This is a genomic window from Fuchsiella alkaliacetigena (genome assembly GCF_023227765.1).
In the GTDB taxonomy this organism is placed as follows: Bacteria; Bacillota; Halanaerobiia; order Halobacteroidales; family Acetohalobiaceae; genus Fuchsiella; species Fuchsiella alkaliacetigena.
The window spans coordinates 37,272-60,035 of sequence record NZ_JALKBZ010000014.1 but is presented as its reverse complement, the minus strand read 5'-3'; the positions used below and the strand labels follow the sequence as shown (position 1 = coordinate 60,035).

At 36.1% G+C, this 22,764-nt stretch carries 23 protein-coding genes; 22 read left to right on the top strand and 1 reads right to left on the bottom strand.

The window, feature by feature from the left end; genetic code table 11:
- Positions 1-154: 154 nt before the first annotated feature.
- Positions 155-895 (top strand): NAD(+) synthase, encoded by a 741-nt coding sequence (gene nadE, locus MWH30_RS06065; RefSeq protein WP_248663164.1) that lies wholly within the window; start codon positions 155-157, stop codon positions 893-895.
- 15 nt (positions 896-910) lie between these two features.
- Here the strand turns inward: nadE and MWH30_RS06060 are convergent, their stop codons facing one another.
- Entirely contained in the window at positions 911-1,258 is a 348-nt protein-coding gene (locus tag MWH30_RS06060) for a hypothetical protein (RefSeq protein WP_248663163.1), read from the bottom strand.
- A 210-nt stretch (positions 1,259-1,468) separates the two neighbouring features.
- On the opposite strand from MWH30_RS06060, the gene MWH30_RS06055 reads away from it, so the two are divergent.
- From MWH30_RS06055 to MWH30_RS05955, 21 genes are all read left to right on the top strand, one after another.
- Positions 1,469-2,374 (top strand): alkaline phosphatase family protein, encoded by a 906-nt coding sequence (locus MWH30_RS06055; protein WP_248663162.1) that lies wholly within the window; start codon positions 1,469-1,471, stop codon positions 2,372-2,374.
- A gap of 79 nt (positions 2,375-2,453) precedes the next feature.
- Positions 2,454-3,785: a type I glutamate--ammonia ligase gene (gene glnA / locus MWH30_RS06050; protein ID WP_248663161.1), complete on the top strand. Its 1,332-nt coding sequence runs from the start codon at positions 2,454-2,456 to the stop codon at positions 3,783-3,785.
- Between the two features lie 431 nt (positions 3,786-4,216).
- Entirely contained in the window at positions 4,217-5,206 is a 990-nt protein-coding gene (locus MWH30_RS06045) for an acyl-CoA dehydratase activase-related protein (protein WP_248663160.1), read from the top strand.
- The gene (locus tag MWH30_RS06040; protein WP_248663159.1) at positions 5,203-6,291 is read left to right on the top strand and encodes a 2-hydroxyacyl-CoA dehydratase; all 1,089 of its coding nucleotides are present in this window, start codon (positions 5,203-5,205) and stop codon (positions 6,289-6,291) included. Before MWH30_RS06045 ends, MWH30_RS06040 begins: the two co-directional genes overlap by 4 nt.
- Positions 6,288-7,244, top strand: a complete 957-nt coding sequence (locus MWH30_RS06035; protein WP_248663158.1) for an acyl-CoA dehydratase activase — start codon at positions 6,288-6,290, stop codon at positions 7,242-7,244. Before MWH30_RS06040 ends, MWH30_RS06035 begins: the two co-directional genes overlap by 4 nt.
- Before the next feature lie 73 nt (positions 7,245-7,317).
- Positions 7,318-8,379 (top strand): CoA protein activase, encoded by a 1,062-nt coding sequence (locus MWH30_RS06030; RefSeq protein WP_248663157.1) that lies wholly within the window; start codon positions 7,318-7,320, stop codon positions 8,377-8,379.
- Between the two features lie 66 nt (positions 8,380-8,445).
- On the top strand, positions 8,446-8,895 hold the full coding sequence (locus MWH30_RS06025; RefSeq protein ID WP_248663156.1) for a DUF441 domain-containing protein: 450 nt from the start codon (positions 8,446-8,448) through the stop codon (positions 8,893-8,895).
- 140 nt (positions 8,896-9,035) lie between these two features.
- Positions 9,036-9,461: a YwiB family protein gene (locus tag MWH30_RS06020; protein ID WP_248663155.1), complete on the top strand. Its 426-nt coding sequence runs from the start codon at positions 9,036-9,038 to the stop codon at positions 9,459-9,461.
- A complete protein-coding gene (argS, locus tag MWH30_RS06015; RefSeq protein WP_248663154.1) occupies positions 9,454-11,130 on the top strand; it encodes an arginine--tRNA ligase in 1,677 nt (558 codons plus the stop codon). The genes MWH30_RS06020 and argS overlap by 8 nt, the downstream gene beginning before the upstream one ends.
- A 22-nt stretch (positions 11,131-11,152) precedes the next feature.
- On the top strand, positions 11,153-11,308 hold the full coding sequence (locus tag MWH30_RS06010; RefSeq protein WP_248663153.1) for a XapX domain-containing protein: 156 nt from the start codon (positions 11,153-11,155) through the stop codon (positions 11,306-11,308).
- Positions 11,309-11,450: 142 nt separating this feature from the next.
- Complete coding sequence (gene pyrG, locus MWH30_RS06005; RefSeq protein ID WP_248663152.1) at positions 11,451-13,043, top strand: CTP synthase; 1,593 nt, start codon at positions 11,451-11,453, stop codon at positions 13,041-13,043.
- A gap of 86 nt (positions 13,044-13,129) precedes the next feature.
- Positions 13,130-13,672 (top strand): hypothetical protein, encoded by a 543-nt coding sequence (locus MWH30_RS06000; RefSeq protein ID WP_248663151.1) that lies wholly within the window; start codon positions 13,130-13,132, stop codon positions 13,670-13,672.
- A gap of 90 nt (positions 13,673-13,762) precedes the next feature.
- Positions 13,763-14,398 carry a hypothetical protein gene (locus MWH30_RS05995; RefSeq protein WP_248663150.1) on the top strand — a complete coding sequence of 212 codons (636 nt, stop codon included), beginning with the start codon at positions 13,763-13,765 and terminating at the stop codon, positions 14,396-14,398.
- A gap of 67 nt (positions 14,399-14,465) precedes the next feature.
- Positions 14,466-15,317 (top strand): class II fructose-1,6-bisphosphate aldolase, encoded by an 852-nt coding sequence (locus MWH30_RS05990; RefSeq protein ID WP_248663149.1) that lies wholly within the window; start codon positions 14,466-14,468, stop codon positions 15,315-15,317.
- Positions 15,318-15,488: 171 nt separating this feature from the next.
- A complete protein-coding gene (locus tag MWH30_RS05985; protein WP_248663148.1) occupies positions 15,489-16,487 on the top strand; it encodes a sodium:calcium antiporter in 999 nt (332 codons plus the stop codon).
- Positions 16,488-16,561: 74 nt separating this feature from the next.
- A complete protein-coding gene (gene rho, locus MWH30_RS05980) occupies positions 16,562-17,824 on the top strand; it encodes a transcription termination factor Rho (protein WP_248663147.1) in 1,263 nt (420 codons plus the stop codon).
- 160 nt (positions 17,825-17,984) lie between these two features.
- Complete coding sequence (gene rpmE, locus MWH30_RS05975; protein ID WP_248663146.1) at positions 17,985-18,185, top strand: 50S ribosomal protein L31; 201 nt, start codon at positions 17,985-17,987, stop codon at positions 18,183-18,185.
- Between the two features lie 69 nt (positions 18,186-18,254).
- The gene (locus tag MWH30_RS05970) at positions 18,255-19,142 is read left to right on the top strand and encodes a DUF1385 domain-containing protein (RefSeq protein WP_248663145.1); all 888 of its coding nucleotides are present in this window, start codon (positions 18,255-18,257) and stop codon (positions 19,140-19,142) included.
- 52 nt (positions 19,143-19,194) lie between these two features.
- Positions 19,195-20,274, top strand: a complete 1,080-nt coding sequence (gene prfA, locus MWH30_RS05965; protein WP_248663144.1) for a peptide chain release factor 1 — start codon at positions 19,195-19,197, stop codon at positions 20,272-20,274.
- Between the two features lies 1 nt (position 20,275).
- Positions 20,276-21,163: a peptide chain release factor N(5)-glutamine methyltransferase gene (gene prmC / locus MWH30_RS05960; protein ID WP_248663143.1), complete on the top strand. Its 888-nt coding sequence runs from the start codon at positions 20,276-20,278 to the stop codon at positions 21,161-21,163.
- A 521-nt stretch (positions 21,164-21,684) separates the two neighbouring features.
- On the top strand, positions 21,685-22,740 hold the full coding sequence (locus MWH30_RS05955) for an L-threonylcarbamoyladenylate synthase (protein ID WP_248663142.1): 1,056 nt from the start codon (positions 21,685-21,687) through the stop codon (positions 22,738-22,740).
- The last annotated feature ends 24 nt before the right edge of the window (positions 22,741-22,764 follow it).

Below are 22,764 nucleotides of genomic sequence, written 5' to 3'. Positions count from 1 at the left end.
GGAATAAGAACAGGTTTATTTAGAGCTGTTAAGTCACTAATTTAATTTATCGAAAGAGGAGTCAAAAACTTTTACCTATAAAAACTTGACACAATCTAAATAAGCACAAGAGTTTTAACTTTAGAATATTTGTGGTATAATGATGACAGGAGGTATGAAAATGCGTGATTATGCTGAGTTAAGCAATAAATTAATAAAGTGGATTAGAAAGCAAGTAGCAGAAGTGGCCAACTGTCAAGGAACAGTAGTGGGCTTGAGCGGAGGGATTGATTCAGCAGTGACTGCTGTTTTATGTCAACAGGCTTTTCCTGAAAATAACTTAGGCTTGATTATGCCTTGCCATAGCCAGGAAGAGGATGCCGAGGATGCTAAACTAGTAGCTGAAAAGTTTTCTATTAAAGTAAAGACTATAGACTTAGCTGAAAGCTTTGATCTTTTATTAAAAACTTTAAAAAATGCGGGGGGATTTAGCCAGGAGAATAAGCTAGCTATAGCTAATATTAAACCTCGTTTGCGAATGACGGTTCTTTATTATTATGCTAGTTGTCGAGATAGCTTAGTAGTAGGGACTGATAATAGAAGTGAGTTAAAAGTAGGTTATTTTACTAAATATGGCGACGGTGGAGTAGATATAGCCCCCTTAGCTAACTTAGTTAAGACAGAGGTTTATCAATTAGCAGAGTATTTGGAAATTCCAGCTAAGATAATTAATCGGGCTCCTTCGGCGGGACTATGGAATGAGCAAACTGACGAAGAAGAGCTAGGAATCACTTATCAGCAGTTAGATCGTTATATTTTAACAGGCGAAGCTGAACCTGAGATAAGGAATAAAATAGAAAGCTTAGCTGCTCAAAGTTCTCATAAGTTAGCCTTGCCTCCCACACCAGATTTTTAAATTTTCTTGATTGATTTAGTTTTTATTGGGTAATTTAAGTTTTGATAACGGCTTAGTTATTATTTTTTCTTTGAGTTTAGGACTATAATTTAGACTTGCAATTCTATAAAAGTGATAAAGTTCTTCTAAATTTTTGCTTTTGTTATAAGTGACTTGAAAGTACTTAATTTCTCCGTTTTCGGTTTTTAAGAATATGATTTCTTGAATATCACTTCTAATTATTCTTTCTCCACCAGATAAAGTAATTTTTAAGTCTTGACTATTGGCTGTTTTACTTTCTTCCCCTTTTAAATGATAAGCTACTCCTAAGATCATTAAGATTATTATGGAAAAGATTAAAAAAGCAAATAGATTTTTTTTCATATTTTAAACCCTCCTGTTATTTAATATATTCCGGGATTAAAATAGTAGCTCCTTTTTTAAAAAGTTGATTTTAATAGTCAATTGTGAAAAGCTATGTTTTGTGAGATAATTAAATGATAGAGCGTTAATTATGACACTTCTTGCGAGGAGTGTTTTTAAGATTAGATTTATTAAATCGAGAATTGAACTGTCAAAAGGGGTAGTTAGATAATGGTGAAGGTAATTATGTTTTTTATTGATGGTTTAGGCTTAGGTGCTAATAATGATAATAATCCCTTAGTTAAAGCTAAAACTCCTGCTTTTAATAAAATATTAGCTGGGGCGGATTTAACTAGAGAGTTTAGGGGTTCAGGTTTAGCTACTATGATTCCTACTGATGCTACTTTAGGACTAACCGGTCTGCCTCAAAGTGCTACTGGACAGACGGCCATTTTAACAGGGGTTAATGCAGCAAAGGAAGTGGGAAGACATGTAAGTGGTTTTCCTACTTTTACTTTAAAAAAGATTATTAAGGAGGAAAGTCTATTAAAAAAATTAAAGCAATTGGGTTTGAAGGTGAATTTTTTTAATACTTATTCAGAACGTGACTATTTAGAGACTGCTAGGTATTATTCAGCAACTACTTTGGCTACGTTGGCTGCTGGAATGGAGTTTAATTATTTAGAAGATTTGTTAGCTGGACGGTCTATTTATCATGACTTAACTCAACAGAGCTTGATTAAAAAGGGATATGAGGTGCCTTTGGTATCTGCAAGAGATTCTGCTTTGAGAGTACAAAAAGCTATCAAAAAATATGACTTCATACTAATAGAGTATTTTTTATCTGATATTAAGGGTCATAAGCAAGATTTGAGCGAAGCGATTCAGGTGATTGAAGATATAGATGAGTTTTTATTGACTTTGCTTACTACTCTAAACTGGGAAGAAACCTTGCTAATTATAACTAGTGATCACGGAAATATTGAAGATTTAAGCATTAAAACTCATACCAAAAATTTGGTGCCAACTATTTTGATAGGAAAGGCTAAGGAAAAGATTCAGGAATCGATTCAAGACTTAACAGACTTAGCTCCACTTATAGTTGAATTATTTACTAAGAATAGGGTGCATCAGTAACCTAACGTCAACTTGACGTTAAATCTATTTTTTGTTACACTAGAGAAGGAATAAAATTTTAAGCACAGGAGGTAATTGGATGTCATTAAGTAAAGAAGATATTTTAGCAAAGGCAGAAGAGTTAAATGTTAAGTTTATAAGGCTTCAGTTTACTGATATTTTAGGGATTACTAAGAATGTAGCGATTACTGTAGAGCAGTTAGAGTCAGCTTTAGATGGTGAGGCAATGTTTGATGGTTCATCTATAGAAGGTTTTACTAGGATTCAGGAATCGGATATGTATTTAAGACCTGATTACAATACTTTTTGTATCTTTCCTTGGAGGCCTGACGATAGAGGGGCGGTAGCTAGATTAATTTGTGATGTATATACTCCCGATGGTGAGCCTTTTGCTGGCGGGCCCAGAAATGTTTTACAAAGAGTAATTGAAGAAGCTAATGAGATGGGTTATGAGATGTATGGCGGGCCGGAGCCGGAGTTTTTCTTATTCGAGCTTGATGAAAATGGAGAGCCTACCACTAAGACTAACGATAAAGGTGGTTATTTTGATCTCTCTCCAGTAGATTTAGGCCAAAATACACGACGAGATATTACTTTAGCTTTAGATCAAATGTGTTTTGAAGTAGAGGGCTCGCACCATGAAGTTGCTCCAGGTCAACATGAGATCGACTTTAAATATGCTGATGCTTTGCAGACTGCTGATAATATAGCTACCTTTAAGTTTGTAACTAAAGCAATTGCTAAAGAACATAACTTACATGCGACCTTCATGCCTAAGCCTATTTTTGGCGAAAATGGTTCGGGAATGCACGTTAATCAGTCATTATTTAAGGGTGGAGAGAATGCTTTTTATGATCCAGAAGATGAACTAGGTTTAAGTGAGATAGCTTATTATTACATTGGTGGCTTGCTAAAACATGCTAAAGCGTTAACAGCTATTACCAATCCGACGGTGAACTCTTATAAGAGATTAGTGCCTGGTTATGAAGCCCCAGTATATATTTCTTGGTCTACTGCTAATAGAAGTGCTTTAGTTAGAATTCCGGCTTCTAGAGGGCTTGGAACTAGAGTAGAGATGAGAAATCCTGATCCTACGGCCAATCCTTATTTAGCTATGGCAGTTATGTTGAAGGCAGGTTTAGACGGTATTAAAAATCAGATAGATCCTGGTGAACAGACTATGGATAATGTATACGATATGACAACTGCGGAAAGAAAGGAAGCTGGAATTGAAAACCTACCGGGAGATTTGGAGTCTGCTTTAAATGAATTAAGGCAGAATGAAGTAATTAAAGAGGCTTTAGGTGAACATGTCTATAAGCATTTTATGAAGGCTAAGCAGATCGAGTGGAATGTTTATAAAAGCCAAGTTCATCAATGGGAGTTAGATCAATATTTAGAGACTTTTTAATTTAAATAAGAATTATTACTTTTTATAAAGATGAGGCAGTTTTAATAGAAAAGGTATTCTACAAAAATGGATGTCAATATAAGACAGGAACTGTTTAATTATGGATGGTTTCTGTCTTATTTAGGTTTAAAAATCTTAAGATACCTTGATTTTTGCAAAGGATAAGTCAATTAACTTGACATTAAGTTTCATTATTTAATATAATGTAAACGGAGAATTCTAAATTGGAGCTATATAAGATATAATTTAATATTTTTATTTAGCAGGAGAATAGGTAAGTAGTGCTGAAAGTATAGAAATAGAAATTTAGGACTATTATTTTAGTTAATTGAAAAACTATTTTTAATTTTAAATAATTTAATTAAGTATTTATAATAGATGAAAATGCCTTAATTAGTAACTCAGTTGCTATTCGAAAGGAGAATGTGTATATGTCAGTTAAAATTGGAATTCCTAAGACTCTTTCTTATTATGTTTACTATCCTCTGTGGAAAAAGTTTTTTACGGAGCTAGGAGCAGAGGTGGTAGTTTCAGATAATACCTCTCGTCCTATAATTGATGCTGGAGTTAAGGAAACGGTAAATGATGCTTGTGTACCAATTAAGTTATTTCATGGCCATTCATTAGACCTCAAGGATAAAGCTGATTATTTCTTTATTCCTCGTTTAGTTAGTGTGGATGGGGAGCATATTTATTGTCCTAAATTTTTAGGCTTGCCGGATATGGTGAAAAATACCTTGAAAGATTTACCGGAGATACTTGCTCCGAGGATAGACTTAAGGAAAGGAAAGTTGGAATTGATCAAAGTAGTCTATAAAATAGGCTCTGTGTTAACTAAAAACCCTTTAAAGATCTATTCAGCCTTCAAAAAAGCTAAGGCTTATTTTAAGCGTTTTAATAGCTTATTGAGTGAAGGCCATACAGCAGTAGAGGCTATAGATGTTTTGGAAGGCAATGAAGAAAGAAAGGATTTTGATTCTCAAGAGCAAGAGCGGGATTTGAAAATAGCAGTTTTAGGTTATCCTTATATAATTTACGATCCCTATGTTTCAGTGAATATGATTCAGAAGCTGAGAGATTTAAATGTGGAAGTTGTGACTGCTGATATGTTAACCGATGAAGAATTGACCGCTCAAAGCCATAAATTATTTAAAGAGCCTTTTTGGACCTTTAGTGACCAAGTAGTTAAGGCGGGTTATCATTATTATCAAGAGGGGGAAATAGATGGTTTAATTCACGTTACTGCCTTTGGTTGTGGACCTGACTTTATGGTAGGAAAGCTATTGAACTTAGGAGCCGAGGTTGAGGATGACATTTCTTTTATCACCTTAACTATCGATGAACATACTGGAGAAGCTGGGATAGTTACTAGGCTAGAAGCTTTTATAGATATGTTAAGATTAAGGAGGAAAAGAGCATGAAAATAACTTTTCCCTATATGGGAACTTCTAATATTGTGTTTAAGTCTATTATGGAACAGTTAGGCCATGAAGTTGTGGTGCATAAACCTAGTGATCGAACTCTGGATTTAGGAACTGAATATTCACCGGAGTTTGCTTGTATTCCTTTTAAAATTTTGCTGGGTACTTTTATAGAGGGGTTACAGGACGGAGCAGATTTAATTGTTACTTCAGGAGGTAAAGGACCTTGTAGAGCTGGGCATTATGGTCAGATTCAGACTGATATTTTAGAAGGGCTAGGTTATGAGTTTGATATGGTAATCTTTGAAGCAATCACCGATAGTTTCAAGGATTTCTTTGGTAATATTCGGAAAATAGCGGGCCCGGGCCCTTCTTGGTGGTCTATATTTAAATTAATAAAAAAAGAGTGGAATAGGTTAAAGGCTTTAGATGATATAGAACGTCTAAGCCATAAAGTACGGCCACGCGAGCTGGAAAGAAGAGCTACCACTAAGGCTTTTGAAGAGGCGCAAGAGATTATTGCTGCTGCTGAAACTGAAGAAGAGATAGAAAAGGCTAAAGAGAAGGGGATCGAATTATTAAAGAGTGTGCCGCAAAATGAAGACTATGAACCTTTGAAAATAGGAATCATCGGGGAAATTTATGTTGTTTTAGAGCCTTTTGCTAACTTTGAATTGGAAGAGACTTTAGGTGAAATGGGAGTAGAGGTAGATCGTTCTATTTATTTGACTGGTTGGACTAAGGAGCATTCTTTCTTTTCACTGCATAGCGAAGATAAAGTTGAAAAGGCAGCGGAGCCTTATTTAGATCAGTTAATAGGCGGACACGGTCAAGAGTCGGTAGGAAATACTGTATTATATGCTGAAAATGGTTTTGATGGAGTTATTCAATTAGCTCCTTTTACCTGTATTCCAGAGATAGTAGCTAAAAGTATCTTACCAAAGGTGAGTAGAGATAAGGATATTCCGTTCTTAACTATCTTTATAGATGAAAAAACAGGAAAAGCTGGAGTATCAACTAGATTAGAAGCCTTTGTTGATCTATTAATTCAAAAAAGAGATAAAGCGAGGGAGAAAATTTCATGAAGGGATTTTTAGGCATAGACGTAGGTTCGGTTAGTATTAACATAGTAATTATTGATACTGAGGGAGAAGTAATAGATAAGATTTATCTGCGAACTAAAGGTCAACCAATTGATGTAGTACAACGAGGAATGAGAGAGCTAAGCAAAAAGGTGCCTGATGATTTGGAAATTGCCGGGGTAGGAACTACAGGTAGTGGTAGAAACTTAATTGGAGTTGTAGTAGGAGCTGATACTGTCAAGAATGAGATTACGGCTCACGCTGTAGCTTCTTCACATATAGTTCCTGATGTACAGACTGTTTTAGAGATAGGTGGTCAGGACTCTAAAATTACTATTTTAAGAAATGGAATTGTAGTTGACTTTGCTATGAATACTGTTTGTGCGGCTGGTACGGGTTCATTTTTAGATCAGCAGGCTTCCAGGTTAGGAGTGCCTATTGAGGAATTTGGTGATTTAGCTCTGAAATCTGAAAATAAAGTACGGATAGCCGGTCGTTGTTCTGTATTTGCTGAATCGGATATGATTCATAAGCAGCAGATGGGCCATAGTTTAGAAGATATTATTGCTGGCTTATGTGAGGCATTAGTAAGAAACTACTTAAATAACGTAGGACAAGGTAAAGAAATCTTAGCTCCGGTGGTCTTTCAGGGAGGAGTAGCAGCTAACGTAGGTATTAAAAAGGCCTTTGAAGAGGCTTTGGAAACTGAAGTAGTTATTCCTACTCATTATAATGTGATGGGAGCAATTGGAGCAGCTTTATTAGCTAAAGATAAGGTGACTAGCAAAGAGGTAGAGACTAACTTTAAAGGCTGGCAAATAACTGAACTGGAGTATACTCCAACTAGCTTTGAATGCGAGGGTTGCTCTAATCTTTGTGAAGTAATTGAGATGGAGATGGATGGAGAACTAATATCCCGTTGGGGCTATAAATGTAATAAGTGGGATATAGTTTAAAGAGTGAATAATCCCCTAATTAATTCCTAATACTATGCTTATAGTTTAAGTGAAATTGATTAGGGGGTACAGAATGAGCATTACTTTTCCGCAAATGGGATGTTTGGATATTCCTTTGAAGAGCTTATTTAAGGATTTAAAAATAGATTATTTAGAACCGCCACCGTTGAGTAAAAGAAGTCTTAATTTAGGAGTTAAGCATGCTCCCGAAGCTTCTTGCTTGCCTTTTAAGTTGGTTTTAGGTAACTTTATTGAAGCTTTGGAGCTAGGAGCAGAAGGAATTCTTATTGCTGGTGGTAATGGTCCTTGTCGTTTTGGTCACTTTGGTCAGTTAAGCCAAAAAATATTACTGGACTTAGGGTATGACTTTGAAACTTATATAATAGAACCATCGTTGCGTTCTATTATTGGGATTATAGATACTTTAGCTGTTGATTTTAGTTTATTAAAGCTATTGAAGTCTTTAAGGATAGCTTGGTTGAAGTTAAACTTAATTGAGGATTTTAATCAACTTAGCTTGCAACTAGGAGCCTATCTTTCTTCAACAGATAGCTTAGCACTTAAAGATAACTATTTGGACTTAATATCCAGCAGTAGTGATAAAAAGGAGTTAATGAGAATTCAGCGCACATTTAGGTTAAAGTTAAAAAAGCTTGCTACTAAGCAGCCTAAAGGAAGTTTGAAAATAGGTCTAGTAGGTGATATATATACGCTATTAGAACCATTTGCTAACCTAAGCATAGCCAAAAGGTTAAATGAGTTAGGAGTAGAGGTTGATAGAGCTATTTACCTAAGCAAATGGGTGAAAGCTAATCTTGGTGTTTTAGGAACCATTAATAAGCAAAAAATAATTAAAGCTGCTAAGGGATATTTACAAGCTGAGGTAGGTGGCTTAGGACTGGAAACTGTTGGTGAGACGGTGCTCTATAGTCGGAATAGTCATTATGATGGGGTGATTCAGCTAGCTCCCTTAGGCTGTATGCCAGAAATAGTTGCTAAAAGTGCTTTGACTCAGGTTGAAAATGAATTAAATACTCCGGTGTTATCCCTTACTTTAGATGAGCATTCCAGTGCTGCTGGATTACAGACTAGACTAGAAGCTTTTATAGATCTTTTAAATAGAAAGAGCGGTTAGAATTGAGAACATTCCTATTTTAGGAATGTTTTAATTATGTTTTTTTGTTTAGAAAGGAGCAAGTTTATGCTTAGGACTAAGCTAGTACTATTTATTTTATTACTTTTAGGAGTTCTATCTCAAAATAGTTCATTATTATTTTCAGCTTTAATTCTGTTAGTCTTAAGAATCTTTAATCTGGAAAATTCATTGACTGTGATTGAAGAGTATAGTATTCAATTGGGGATTATTTTAATTATGTTAGGGGTTTTAGTTCCAGTAGCTACGGGGCAGATAGATTTATTGGAGATTTTTGCAACAGTTAAGAGTCCTTTAGGTTTGATTGGTTTAGTGATGGGAGTTTTGGTAACTCAGTTTACTAAAGAAGGAATAGCTTTGTTGGAAAGTACGCCGGAAGTGATTCCTAACTTGGTGACAGGAATCATTATCGGCATTGCTTTTTTTGGAGGAGTTCCTAGTGGACCTTTAATTGCGGGGGGAATTACAGGAGTTTTACTTAAAATTTTTGGGACTTAAATAAATATACTATAGTTGATTAGTTATTTGCTTTGGGGATCTTTGGAACCTGATTTAGCTGGGTCTCTTTTTTTACTTGCAAAAATCTAAAGTAGTAGATATAATATGATAATGTTAATATTAAGCTGGAGGTAGGTACTTTGCAGGTAGTAGTGGAGGTCAAAAGTATTCAAAGTGATGACTTAGGTAATAGAGAAGAGCTTTCTTTTAGCACTCTAGGACGTATTTATGAAAAAAAGGCAGGGTATTATTTACGATATCAGGAAGAATTAATAGATACTGCGGAAAAGACTATTACTACTATGAAAATTAAAGAAGGAAGCCTGACTTTGATTCGCAGTGGTGGAGTTAGTATGAAACAGGAGTTTGTGGTCGGCAAGAGTAGTGATTTTAAGTATCAAACTGCTTATGGAGAGTTTAATTTTCAACTGATGGTAGCTAAAGTGGAGTTAGAGGTTGCTGCTCAGCAGGGAAGTATTGAATTACAGTATAGTTTAAATAATGGGGAGCAGTTAATTAGTCGAAATCAATTGCTTATAACTTATAAGGAGGATCTTAATGGCTAATTTAGTTAAGGAAGTTAAAACAAAGCTAGCAGCCGAAATTAGTGCTGCTTTGGAAAAGAGTCAAGATGCAGGGGACTTATCTTTAGCAGAAATTCCTGAAATTATGTTAGAAGAACCGCGAGAGGAAGCCCATGGTGACTATGCTACTAATATTGCTATGGTTTTAGCTGGGCAGGCTCAACGGGCGCCGCGAGAGATTGCCCAGCTGATTGTTGATAATTTAGCTGACTTGGATTTAATTGCTCAGGTGGAAGTAGCGGGCCCGGGTTTTATTAATTTTTATTTAAGTGATCAATGGCTTTATGAAGCAGTAGAGACTATTTTGGAAATGGGTGATGACTATGGTAGTAGTCATTTAGGTCAGGATAAAAAAGTGCAGATTGAATTTGTTAGTGCTAACCCTACGGGCCCATTGCATATAGGTCATAGTCGCGGGGCGGTAGTAGGCGATGTTTTAGCTAATATTATGTCTAAGGTAGGTTTTGATGTTACTAAAGAGTACTACATAAACGATGCTGGAAATCAGATGGAGTTATTAGGTCAGTCGGTAGCCTTGCGTTATCAAGAGTTATTTGGAGCTGAAGTTGAGCTACCGGAGAACTCCTATCAAGGGGAGTATATTAAAGAGATTGCTGAAAAAATTAAGAATGAATATGGAAAAGAACATTTAAGTAAAGTTGAAACAGAAAATTATGATTTTTTTAAAGAATTTGCTTATCAGCGATTACTAGAAAATATTGAAAATGACTTAAGAGAGTTTGGAGTTGAGTTTGACAACTGGTTTAGCGAAAGAACTTTGCATAATCAAGGTCTAATTAAAGAGGTTATCGAAGACTTAAAAGAGGATGGCTATCTTTATGAAAGGGAGGGAGCCCTTTGGTTTAAATCTTCCGAATTAGGCGATGATAAGGATCGGGTAGTGGTCAAAGAAGATGGTAGTACTACTTATCTAGCTGCCGATATAGCTTATCATCAACATAAATATCAACGAGGCTTTACAGAAGTGATCAATGTCTGGGGAGCTGATCACCATGGCTATGTGGAACGAATGAAGGCAGTAATAGAGGCTTTAGGTTATCAACGAGAGATGCTAGAGGTGATCATTGTACAGATGGTGACCTTACTTCGGGAAGGTAAGCAGGTATCGATGTCCAAGCGTTCAGGAGACTTTGTTACTTTGCAGGACGTAGTTGCTGAGGTAGGCAAAGATGCAGCACGTTACTTTTATATTCGGCGTAGTGTGGATAGTCATCTGGAATTTGATTTAGATTTAGCTAAAAAGGAGTCTACAGAAAATCCTGTCTACTATATTCAGTATGCTCACGCTAGAATCTGTAGTATTTTAGCGCAACCTGAAATTAAAGAATTGGATTTAGAAAGTGATTTTAAGCTAAATAACCTAACAGATGAAGCTGAGTTAAAGCTAATGCAGCAGTTAGCTAGGTTTACTGAAGAGCTGGAAAAAAGTGCTGAGAGTAGAGCTCCTCATCATATAGCTCGTTATGCTTATGATTTAGCTGCTACTTTTCATACTTTTTACAATAAATGCATAATTTTAGGAGAGGAAGAGCTGCTAATGCTAAGTAGGGTTAGCTTGGTTTTAGCTACTAAGCAGGTGCTCTGTAATGTACTATCCATCTTAGGTGTTTCTGCTCCGGAAAGCATGTGATTTGAGGGAGGTTTGTAATATTGTGCAAACTATAGTATTATCGATTTTATCAGGCTTTATTTTAGGCAGTATTTTTTCTTTAATTAACTTACCTATTCCAGCTCCTCCTAATTTAGGAGGGGTAATGGGAGTAGTGGGAATTTATCTAGGTTATTTAGTAGTTAATTATTTTAGTTAGAAAGTTCAGTAGACCGAAATTGGTTTGCTTTTGGAACTTAAACTTAACTATAAGCTATCCACTATAGACTATCAATGATAACAAAGCAATATACAAATTTATATGATTCGGCAAAGAATAAATTAGAAAAAGGAGTGTTCCAATGACAAAATATATCTTCGTAACTGGAGGTGTTGTTTCCTCACTCGGCAAAGGAATAACGGCTGCTTCTTTAGGCCGCTTGCTCAAAGCTAGAGGCCTAGAAGTGAGCATTCAAAAACTAGACCCGTATATAAATGTTGATCCGGGAACCATGAGCCCCTATCAGCACGGAGAAGTTTTTGTAACCAGTGATGGAGCAGAAACTGATTTGGATTTAGGGCATTACGAACGCTTTATTGATGTGGAACTCAGTCAAAACTGTAATGTAACTACAGGCCAAATATATCAATCGGTAATTACTAAAGAACGGCGGGGAGATTACTTAGGGGGTACTGTACAGGTAATCCCTCATATTACCGATGAGATTAAGGAAAGAATAACTCGAGTAGGTAAGGAAGGTAATATTGATGTAGTGATTACCGAAATTGGAGGAACTGTCGGTGATATTGAAGGTTTGCCTTTTTTAGAAGCTATCAGGCAGTTTAAAGGTGATTTAGGGGCTGAAAATGTAATGTATATTCACTGTACGTTGATTCCTTATTTAAAAGCTGCCGGAGAATTGAAAACTAAACCTACTCAACATAGTGTAAAAGAGCTAAGAAGTATTGGTATTCAGCCGGATGTAATTGTTTGTAGAGCAGATCGAGAGATTACTCAAGAAGTAAAGGATAAAATTGCTCTTTTCTGTGATATAGAGAAGGAAGCGGTTATTCAAGCAATTAATGCTGAATATATCTACGATGTCCCTTTAATTTTAGAAGAAGAAGGTTTAGCAAATATAACTGTTAATAGGTTAAATTTAAATATTAAAGAAGTAGATTTGGCTGATTGGGAAGAAATGGTTTCTAAAATGAAGAATTTAGAGTTTGAAACTCAGATTGCTATTGTAGGTAAGTATATAGAATTACAGGATGCCTATATTAGTATTGTAGAATCCTTGATTCACGCGGGAATAGTTAACAATGCAGATATTGATATTAAATGGGTGTATGCAGAGGATTTAGAGACAGAGCCGGCTGCCGATTATTTGGCTGAAGTAGATGGAATTTTAGTTCCTGGTGGTTTTGGTGACCGAGGGATTGAAGGAAAAGTGGAAGCTATTCGCTATGCGCGCGAAAATAGGATTCCTTATTTCGGGATTTGCTTAGGAATGCAATGTGCAGTTGTTGAATTTGCTAGGAATGTTTGTGATTTGACTGGAGCTGCTAGTTCTGAATTTAAACAGGCTACTTCTGAGCCGGTGATAGACTTACTACCGGAGCAGAAGGATGTTGAAGATTTGGGAGGAACTATGAGACTTGGAACTTATCCTTGTAAGATTAAAGAAGGAACTTCAACTGAAGCTGCTTATGCAAAAGAGGTAGTTTATGAAAGGCATCGCCATCGTTATGAGTTTAATAACCAGTACCGTAAGCTTTTTGAGCAGCAGGGAATGATTTTTAGTGGGGTATCTCCCGACGATAGACTAGTGGAAATAATTGAATTAGAGGATCATCCCTGGTTTGTAGCTGTGCAGTTTCATCCCGAATTTAAGTCTAGGCCTAATCGGGCCCACCCTTTATTTAGAGATTTTGTGGAGGTTACTTTGAAATAATATTCTAGTTAAATTAACCTTTCCAGGTATAATCTGGTTATTTTTGGCAATGATATTTATAAACAGATTACTGGAGGGGTGTTATTATGTCTATTAAAACTAAGTTTTGTTTTGTTTTCTTAACTATTGTTTGTATATTATTATGGGGAATATCGCTTAATGCTCAGGAAGTAATAAAAGGAGATATTGTAGCTGTTAACAGTCAAGGAGAGAGCTTTTTGTTAAAGAGTGAAGAAGGTATAGAAGAGTTTAGAATAACTGCTCAAACGAAGTTAATTAGAAATCAACAGGAAGTTTTTTCTTTAGAAGCTTTAAAGCCTATTACAGAGCATAATTTTCAAGAGGCAGTATTGAAGTTCGATGCTGAAGGGGAGCTTAAGCAGGTGAAGACAGGATATTATGCTAGACCTATGCAGATTAAAGAAATTAATTATGATGAATCAGTTTTGAAGGTATTGCTATTGGATTCTCAAGAAATAATGAAAGTAGAAGCAAAAGGTGATATTGCTTTAAAGAAGAATAATTATTCAACTAGTTTTGATAATTTGCAAGTAGGGGAGCAGGGACTCTTAATTTTAGGTTTGGAGCAAAAAGTTAAACAACTCAAGGTGAGTAGCTATGAACATTAGAAATAGTTTTAATTTAGTTAATATTTCTCCTTTATCTAGAGGAATTTTCTATTTAATAAAGAATAGTATTAGGTAGAGGAGGTTAGCCTTATGTTAATCGATTATAAAGCTGCTTTAGCCCTTAAATGCCCTATTTGTGGAGAATTAGAGTTACATCAGTTTACTATATTTAACTTTTCTGGTCAAGAAAGTTTTGAAATAGAATGTAGATGTGGTTTTACTAAGATGTTAATAGAGCATAATGATTATAAACAGTACTGGTTACAGTTTGCTTGTATTATTTGTGAAGTAGAACATGTTGTTCATTATTCAGTTCAGGATTTTTGGTCAGCAGAAGTTAAGGAAATTTTCTGTTTAGAGAATGAGATTCAACTGGGGCATTTGGGCCCAGCAAGTGAAATAGAAGATTTATTAGCGAAAGAAGACTACCTAGATTTAGTATTTGACGAGATTGGATTTGAAAATTATTTTAGCAGTCCTGAAATTATGTTATCAGCTCTTAATTTATTACATGATATAGCTCAAAAAAATGGACTTTCCTGTCAATGTGGAAATGGAGATATTGAAATAGATATGTTTTCTGGCAAGATAGAACTGTTTTGTGATAAATGTGATGGATTAACTACCATTAATGCTGAAACTGAAGATGATTTAAGCTTTTTGAAGAAAATCAAAAAAATTGAAATGTTAGAAGGGGTAGTTAGTGCTTTAGAGAAGAAAAATTAAGTTGTAGCTATATAGTTTAATTAATAAACTGAGCTTTTATTTAACTATATAAAAAGGGGGAATTAATATGGCATTAATACCGATGGAGGAAATTTTAGCCGATGCAAATGAAAAGAATTATGCAGTTGGAGGCTTTAATATCAATAATTTAGAGGCATTACAGGCAATTATTGAAGCAGCTGAAGCTGAGCAGGCACCTATTATTTTACAGACTAGTGAAGGTGCAATAAGGTATATTAATATGGAATACGCAGTAGCTATGGCTAAGGCAGCTGCTGAAAAAGCTTCTGTGCCGATAGCTTTTCACTTAGACCATGGAGAGAGTTTTGCTAAAATTATTGAGTGTATTAGAAATGACTATTCTTCAGTAATGATCGATGGTTCTAAATTGCCTTTTGAAGAAAATATTGCTTTAACTAGTAAAGTTGTGGAGGCTGCATCAGCTGTAGGAGTTAGTGTAGAGGCTGAGTTAGGTCAATTAGGTGGAGTTGAAGATGATGTAGTAGTTGAGGAGAAAGATGCTACTTTAACTAATCCAGATGAAGCAGCAGAGTTTATAGATAAAACAGGAATTGATGCTTTAGCTGTTGCTATTGGGACGGCTCACGGAGTTTATAAAGGAGATCCCGATCTTGACTTTGAAAGGCTGGAAAAAATCAATAATGAAGTAGATATTCCTTTAGTTTTACATGGAGCTTCGGGAGTACCGGATGCTGATATTGCTAGATCCATTGAATTAGGAATTAATAAAATCAATGTAAATACTGCTTTCCAACAGGCTTTTACTGCTAAGATGAGGGAGATTTTAGAAGATCCAGATGTTTATGATCCGCGGAAGATATGTGGTCCTGCTAAGGATGCTATGAAAGAAAAAGTAATAGAAAAAATCAGGCTTTTTGGTAGTGATGGTAAAGCTTAAAGATATTTGAGAATATAAAATTTAACTGCTAATATTAATAGGTGTAGAGTTATACTCTACACCGCTCTTTATATTAAATATACTATATATGATTTTTGACTTTGAAAAGTAATTAATGATATAATAATTAACACTGATATAATTGAGTTTGGATAACAGGAGGATATTGCTTTGTTTGAGTTGGTAATTAGGTTTTTATTCTATGCTCTATTGATTGTTGTGGCAGGAATTAAGTTATCTAAATATGGAGATCTAATTGCTGAAAAAAGTGGTTTGGATCAAGCTTTGATAGGTGGTATTTTAATAGCAACAGTTACCGCTTTACCAGAAGTAGTTACTAGCTCCACTGCTGCTACCATTAACGCTCCAGATATTGCTATTGGTAATCTTTATGGTAGCAACACCTTCAACATGATGATTTTAGCTCTGGCAGATTTAATTCAAGGGCCAGGTCCTTTCTTGCTCCATATCCAGTTAAAGCACATTTTAGCTGCCTTGATAGGCATTTTGCTTTCAACTCTCGGTGCTTTATTTATTCTAATCAACTACTTTTTATCTACTAACTTTACCTTCCTAGGCTTAGGATTAGGAAGCATAGCTATCCTTTTTACATATATTATTGGTGAACGTTTAATTTTTCGCTATCAAAAAAAGAATCAAACTCAGCAAAAGACTTTAACAAAGAAGATGGTACCTTTGAAGGTATTTCTTAAGTTTTTGCTAGTGGCAGCAATAATAGTTATTGCTGGAATAAACCTGAGTAGACTGGGAGATCAACTTGCTTTAGCTACTGGAGTTGATAGAGCCTTTGTAGGTACTATTTTGATAGCAGCTGCTACCTCTTTGCCGGAGATGGTGACAGTAATTGGAGCAGTTAGAATTAATGCCTATGATATGGCAGCTGGAAATATTATTGGTAGTAATATTTTCAATATGGTAATTATTGTACTTGTTGATTTATTCTATACATCGAGCCCGGTATTAGCTAATGTTACTTTAGAGCATATTATTACAGCTTTAATTGGGTTAGTGCTCAGTACTATTTTGGTGATTGGTCTTTTTTATCGCTCACAAAAGAGTTTTTTGAATGTAGGTTGGGATTCCGCGGCTATTATTACTGTTTATTTATTGGGAGCTTATTTATTATTTAGACTAGGAATTAACTTTTAATTGAGAAAAAGAAAGGGGTGAGGAAGGTCGTTTATCCTGTGAGTAAGCTCATAGGTTTTAAAACGACTTAAGTTATGAATATTACTGAATTAGAAGAACAGACAATTACTGAACTGTATGAAATTGCAAAAGACTTGGATATCGGTGGCTATACTCGTTATAAGAAAAAAGAATTAATTTTTGAAATTTTAAAAGTGGAAACAGAAAACGGGGGCTTGATTTTTGCAGAGGGAGTTTTGGAAATTTTACCGGATGGTTATGGTTTTTTGAGGCCGTCTAAATATCTGCCTAGTACCGATGATATTTATATTTCTGCTTCTCAAATTAGGCGCTTTGGGTTGAGGACTGGTGATGTAGTTTCTGGTCAAGTACGTAAGCCCAAGGATAATGAACGTTACTTTGCTTTGTTAAGAATAGAAGCAGTTAACTTTGAAAATCCAGAATTAGCTCAAGAGAGACCACATTTTGAGGACTTAACTCCTTTATATCCTACGGAAAGGATTACTTTAGAGAGTTCAGCCAATGATATTTCAACTCGTTTAGTAGACTTAGTAGCTCCGGTAGGTAAAGGACAACGGGGTTTAGTGGTTGCTCCTCCCAAGGCCGGAAAAACTGTTTTATTAAAAAAGATGGCTAATAGCATTGTTCAAAAGTGTCCTGAAGCTAAGGTTATGATTCTCTTGATTGATGAAAGGCCAGAGGAAGTTACTGACATGAAGAGGTCGGTAGATGCTGAAGTAATCAGCTCTACCTTTGATGAACCGCCGGAAAACCATATTAAGGTGTCGGAGTTAGTATTAAAAAAGGCTAAAAGGCTAGTAGAACAACGGAAAGATGTAATTATTCTCTTAGATAGTATTACTAGATTGGCTAGAGCTTATAATGTTAATGTACCTTCTAGTGGGCGTACTTTATCGGGAGGTTTAGATCCTACTGCTTTGCACAAGCCTAAGCGCTTTTTTGGGGCAGCTAGAAATATAGAAGAAGGAGGTAGCTTGACTATTTTAGCTACTTCTTTAATAGAGACCGGTAGCAGAATGGACGATGTAATCTATGAAGAGTTTAAAGGTACTGGGAATATGGAGCTGCACTTAGATAGAAGTTTAGCTGAGAAAAGACTCTTTCCAGCTATTGATGTTCAGCTTTCGGGAACTAGGAAAGAAGAGTTATTACTGGATGATTCAGAGCTGGATACTATGTGGACTTTGCGTAAGCAAATCAGCAAACTATCAAAAACAGAGATTATTAGAGCCTTTATTAAACATATCAATAATACTGATTCTAATCAGCAGATGCTTAATTCTTTGCAAAAAGCATTCAAGAAAAAAAGTAGCTAAGGACTGTAGAATTTTGCTGTTCTTTGAGTTGAAATAGCTAAATAACTATGTTATAATGAACAAGGTTGAAATGAAGCTTGAAGATTTATGAATGATTTTTAAAAAAAGATTCTGCTTAAGGAGTCTTTGGAGATATAATTAAAGAAAGAGGTGACCTGGAATGAAGGAAGAAATTCATCCTGAAAATAATGAGGCAACAATTACCTGTGCTTGCGGAGAGGTCTTTAATACTAAGACTACTAAGGGTGATTTGCGAGTGGAAATCTGTTCTAACTGCCACCCTTTTTATACTGGTAAACAACGAAAAGCCAGTCGGGGCGGAAGAGTTGAGAGATTTAAGAAAAAATATGGACTGGAGTAGGGATAATTGGCAGAGCATTGGTGCTCTGCTATTTTCTTTACCAGAAAAGAAGAAGCTGGGAGGTGCAAAATGGGTAAAAAAAATCAATATGGAGGCCAGGCTGTAATTGAAGGAGTAATGATGCGTGGTCAAGATGAGCAGGCTATTGCTGTTAGAAAGAATGAGGAAGAGATTATACTAAAGGTGGAAAAGTTTAGTTCCATCACTGATAAGCTTCCTGTTTTAGGTAAGCCTTTGATTAGAGGGGTAGTGAATCTTTTTGAATCTTTAATAATAGGAATCCAGGCTTTGAGTTTTTCTGCTAATCAAGCCTTGGAAGAGGAAGAAGAGGAGTTGACTACTCTGGAGTTGATAGTTACTATAGCCTCAGCTTTAGGACTGGCTATTTTATTGTTTGTAGTTTTGCCAGCAGTGGCTATTAACTTTATTCAAAACTATTTTGAGTCTGATCTAGCTTTGAACTTAGTAGAAGGAAGTATTAAAATAACAGTTTTTTTCTTATATATATTGGGCATTTCTCAATTGGAAGATATAAAGCGAGTTTTTCAGTATCACGGGGCGGAGCATCAGGTGATTTATAATTATGAAGCTGGACAACCTCTAAGTGTTGAAAATGCTAAACAGCATAGTCCGCTTCATCCGAGGTGTGGTACTAATTTTTTATTGATAGTAATGATAGTCAGTATTTTGATATTTTCTTTTTTTGGCCGACCTTCAGTTATAAATAGGATTTTAATTCATATTTCTATTTTGCCTTTAGTGGCAGGGATTGCTTATGAGATTATTAAGTTGGCTGGTCGAGAAGATCCAAATTTAGCGATTAGATTATTAGCTACTCCAGGCTTATGGCTGCAAAAATTGACTACTAGAAAGCCAGAGGATGAACAAATTGAAGTAGCTATTAAGGCTTTAGAAGGGGTTTTAGCTAGAGAGGGAGAAATTACTGAGGACTGTTAAAATATATCTAGGAGGTGAGTTAAGCTTACCTGAGTTTTGGTAAGTTAACTGTATGAATGAAAGATTAAAGGAAGCTTTATTAGAAACAGAAACAAGGTATGAAAAGTTACAGAAAATGCTTAGTGATCCCGAGGTTATTAATGATCAGCAAAGGTTTCAAAAGCTAGTTAAGGAGCATGCTTCATTAAAAGAGGTAGTAGCTAGGTTTAGAGAGTATAAGCAGCTAATGAAGGGTATTGAAGAGGCTAGGAACTTACTTAAAAATAGCGATGATGAAGACAGTATTACTTTAGCTGAGATGGAGTTAGCAGAGCTTGAGCCTCGTAAGGAGGAGCTAGAAGAGAAGTTACCTTTGCTATTAATTCCTAAAGATCCTAATGATGATAAGAATGTAATTGTGGAGATCAGGGCTGGAACTGGTGGCGATGAGGCAGCTCTTTTTGCTGGTGATCTTTATCGAATGTATTCTCGTTATGCTGAAGGCGAAGGTTGGGAGACGGAAGTAATAAGTACTAGTGATTCAGAAGTAGGGGGCTTAAAAGAGGTTATTTTTGTAATAGAAGGTAAGGGGGCTTATAGTCGCCTTAAGTATGAAAGCGGTGTGCATAGAGTGCAGAGAGTACCGACTACTGAATCCAGCGGCAGAATTCATACCTCTACGGCTACAGTAGCAGTACTGCCGGAGGTTGAAGATGTGGAGATTGAAATTGAACAGAATGATTTAAATATAGAGACCTATCGTTCTAGCGGGCCCGGTGGACAGAGTGTAAATACCACTGATTCGGCTGTGCGGATCACTCATGAACCTACAGGAGTAGTAGTTTCCTGTCAGGATGAAAAGTCTCAGCATAAAAATAAAAAGAAGGCAATGCGGATTTTGCGGGCCCGCATCAAAGAAAAATTAGAGGCTGAGAAACAGGCTGAGGTTGATGAAGCTCGCAAAACGCAAATAGGCACCGGAGGGCGTAGTGAGAGAATCAGAACTTATAACTTTCCTCAAGGTAGGGTAACGGATCATAGAATAAACTTAACTACTCACCAGTTGGATAGTATTCTCGACGGAGAGATTGATGAGGTAGTGGATAAGCTAATAGCAGCTGATCAAGCTGAAAAGTTAAAGCAGGTGTATTAAGTTGAGCACTCGATTGACCATTAAAGAAATTTTAGCTAAAACCACAGCCCACTTTAAAAAGTATGAGTTACAGACGCCCCGGCTGGATGCTGAGGTTTTACTGGCTGATTTATTAGGAATGGAGAGAATAGAGCTTTATGTCAATTTTGATCGACCTTTGGAAACTGAAGAAGTAGATCAGTACAGGAAACGAGTTATTCAGCGTTCAAAGCGGATTCCAGTAGCTTATATCATTGGCTATCAGGAGTTTATGTCTTTGGAGTTTAAAGTGAATGATCAGGTTTTGATTCCTAGACCGGAAACCGAACATTTGGTAGAAACAGCACTAGAAAAAATAGAGTCTTTAACTAAAGAAAGCTTACAGGTGGTGGAACTGTGTACTGGCAGTGGAGCTGTAGTTATTAGTTTAGCTAAGCAGTTGGGGGAACTGGCTGTGACTAAAGAAATTGATTATGTTGCTACTGATATATCTAAATCTGCTTTGGAAATAGCTCAGGAGAATGCTAGTAAACATGGGGTATTGGAGTGGATAGAGTTTCTAAGCGGGGACTTATTAGTTCCCTTAGAGGATTTAGCTAACAAAGCAGATCTTTTATTGGCTAATCCTCCTTACATAGCTACTGAGGAGTGGGAGCAGTTGCAACCTGAGGTAAAGCGTGAGCCTGAGTTGGCTTTAAAGGCTGGTGAGGATGGCTTAGAGTTTTATCGGCGAATTATTAGTGGAGCTGAATCTGTAATTGCTGAGCAGGGATTATTAGGATTGGAGATCGGCTTAGGACAGGCTGAGGCTGTGCAGAAACTGCTGTTGGATAAGGGTTTTATTGAAGTGGAAGTTATTGATGATTATGCTGAAATTCCTAGGGTTATTTTTGCAAAGAAGAGCAGCTGATAAGAACAAAGGATAGATGATAGAGGACAAATTAAAATCAAAAGATAAAGTTCAAGATCTATTTGACACAGCGCCCTGAAGGAGGAACGACTGAGGAAGCGACGCCATTATTTTGGCTAGTCATTACTCTGGAACTCTTGGGGTGACTAAGTTCTGATAAAAATCTGACTAAAACATAAAATCTTAAAACCTGTTGAAACCACTAATGAGTATCAATTGACACGAGTAAAACCTAAAACTTTAATTAAAGCTTAATTTTAATATGGTTCTAAGTTTTTGATTTTATGTTTTAAGGTCTAGTCAGAACTTAGTCAGATTTTAGTCTGTGTCAAAAAGGTTTTAATGTCTTGAACTTATCTGTGTTGATTCTTATTTATCTGTGTAATCTATGTCAGACTTATCTTTGAACTTAACTTCAACATTATTACAATATAATACAAGACTTTAAAAGAATACTTTACAAAGATAAAGGAAACTTTAATAAAGACTTAGCAGATGAAGCTAAAGGAGCAAGCAGTTAAATGGAGAATATAAAGGGGACTAAACTATTTACTAAAAGTGATAAAAATTGCTTAAAAATTTGTAGCGAAATTTTAGCAGCAGGAGGATTGGTAGCCTTTCCTACGGAAACAGTATATGGTTTAGGAGCAAATGCCCTAGATCCAGAGGCAGTAAAAGGGATTTTTGCCGCTAAGCAAAGACCAGTCGATAATCCTTTGATAGTGCATGTGGACTCTTTGCAAAAGGTACAGGATTTGGTTGCTGAGCTTCCACCAGAGGCTGAGTTGTTGGCGGAAAGGTTTTGGCCGGGCCCTTTAACTCTAGTCTTATCTAAAAGAGAAATAGTACCTCAAGTAACTACAGGTGGTTTAGATACAGTAGCTGTTAGAATACCAGACCATAGCCTAGCTTTAGAGCTTTTAAAAGAAAGTACTTTACCTATAGCAGCTCCTAGTGCTAATTTATCAGGTCGGCCCAGTCCTACTACTGCTCAACATGTAATTGAAGATTTAGCAGGGCGTATTGAAGCTATTATAGATGGAGGAGCTACCGGAATTGGCGTTGAGTCTACAGTACTTAGCTTAACTGAAAGAAAGGCAACCCTTTTAAGACCTGGTGGGATTACTTATGAGCAGCTAGAGCAGACTTTAGGGAGAGTAGAGATTGATCCAGTGGTGAGGTCTGAGCTGGAAAAGGAGGTTAGCCAAGCCTTAGCTCCAGGCATGAAGTATCAGCATTACTCTCCCCAAGCTGAAGTAATCCTAGTTGCAGGTGAGTGCTCTCAAATACCTCGTAAAATAGCTAGCTTAGCAAAAAAATATTTGAATCTAGGTAAAAAAGTAGGAATTATGGCTACTCAGGAGAATTTAGATTTTTATTCCCTAGGGCAGATAAAAGTAATGGGCAGTAGAGATAGACTAGCCGAAATAAGTGCTAATCTATTTAAGTTATTAAGAGAGTTTGATAGTTTGGGAGTAGATATTATTTTAGTAGAAGCCTTACCAACTCAAGGTTTAGGCTTAGCAATTATGAATAGATTAAGAAAGTCCGCTGATGGTCAGATAATTAAGGCTTAGTCCACATATAATCTTAGAGAGGGT

Bases quoted from the DNA above. Each gene is read 5' to 3' on its own strand.
- nadE (WP_248663164.1), top strand. From the start codon at position 155: ATGAAAATGCGTGATTATGCTGAGTTAAGCAATAAATTAATAAAGTGG.
- MWH30_RS06060 (WP_248663163.1), bottom strand. From the start codon at position 1,258: ATGAAAAAAAATCTATTTGCTTTTTTAATCTTTTCCATAATAATCTTA.
- MWH30_RS06055 (WP_248663162.1), top strand. From the start codon at position 1,469: ATGGTGAAGGTAATTATGTTTTTTATTGATGGTTTAGGCTTAGGTGCT.
- glnA (WP_248663161.1), top strand. From the start codon at position 2,454: ATGTCATTAAGTAAAGAAGATATTTTAGCAAAGGCAGAAGAGTTAAAT.
- MWH30_RS06045 (WP_248663160.1), top strand. From the start codon at position 4,217: ATGTCAGTTAAAATTGGAATTCCTAAGACTCTTTCTTATTATGTTTAC.
- MWH30_RS06040 (WP_248663159.1), top strand. From the start codon at position 5,203: ATGAAAATAACTTTTCCCTATATGGGAACTTCTAATATTGTGTTTAAG.
- MWH30_RS06035 (WP_248663158.1), top strand. From the start codon at position 6,288: ATGAAGGGATTTTTAGGCATAGACGTAGGTTCGGTTAGTATTAACATA.
- MWH30_RS06030 (WP_248663157.1), top strand. From the start codon at position 7,318: ATGAGCATTACTTTTCCGCAAATGGGATGTTTGGATATTCCTTTGAAG.
- MWH30_RS06025 (WP_248663156.1), top strand. From the start codon at position 8,446: ATGCTTAGGACTAAGCTAGTACTATTTATTTTATTACTTTTAGGAGTT.
- argS (WP_248663154.1), top strand. From the start codon at position 9,454: ATGGCTAATTTAGTTAAGGAAGTTAAAACAAAGCTAGCAGCCGAAATT.
- pyrG (WP_248663152.1), top strand. From the start codon at position 11,451: ATGACAAAATATATCTTCGTAACTGGAGGTGTTGTTTCCTCACTCGGC.
- MWH30_RS06000 (WP_248663151.1), top strand. From the start codon at position 13,130: ATGTCTATTAAAACTAAGTTTTGTTTTGTTTTCTTAACTATTGTTTGT.
- MWH30_RS05995 (WP_248663150.1), top strand. From the start codon at position 13,763: ATGTTAATCGATTATAAAGCTGCTTTAGCCCTTAAATGCCCTATTTGT.
- MWH30_RS05990 (WP_248663149.1), top strand. From the start codon at position 14,466: ATGGCATTAATACCGATGGAGGAAATTTTAGCCGATGCAAATGAAAAG.
- rho (WP_248663147.1), top strand. From the start codon at position 16,562: ATGAATATTACTGAATTAGAAGAACAGACAATTACTGAACTGTATGAA.
- rpmE (WP_248663146.1), top strand. From the start codon at position 17,985: ATGAAGGAAGAAATTCATCCTGAAAATAATGAGGCAACAATTACCTGT.
- MWH30_RS05970 (WP_248663145.1), top strand. From the start codon at position 18,255: ATGGGTAAAAAAAATCAATATGGAGGCCAGGCTGTAATTGAAGGAGTA.
- prfA (WP_248663144.1), top strand. From the start codon at position 19,195: ATGAATGAAAGATTAAAGGAAGCTTTATTAGAAACAGAAACAAGGTAT.
- MWH30_RS05955 (WP_248663142.1), top strand. From the start codon at position 21,685: ATGGAGAATATAAAGGGGACTAAACTATTTACTAAAAGTGATAAAAAT.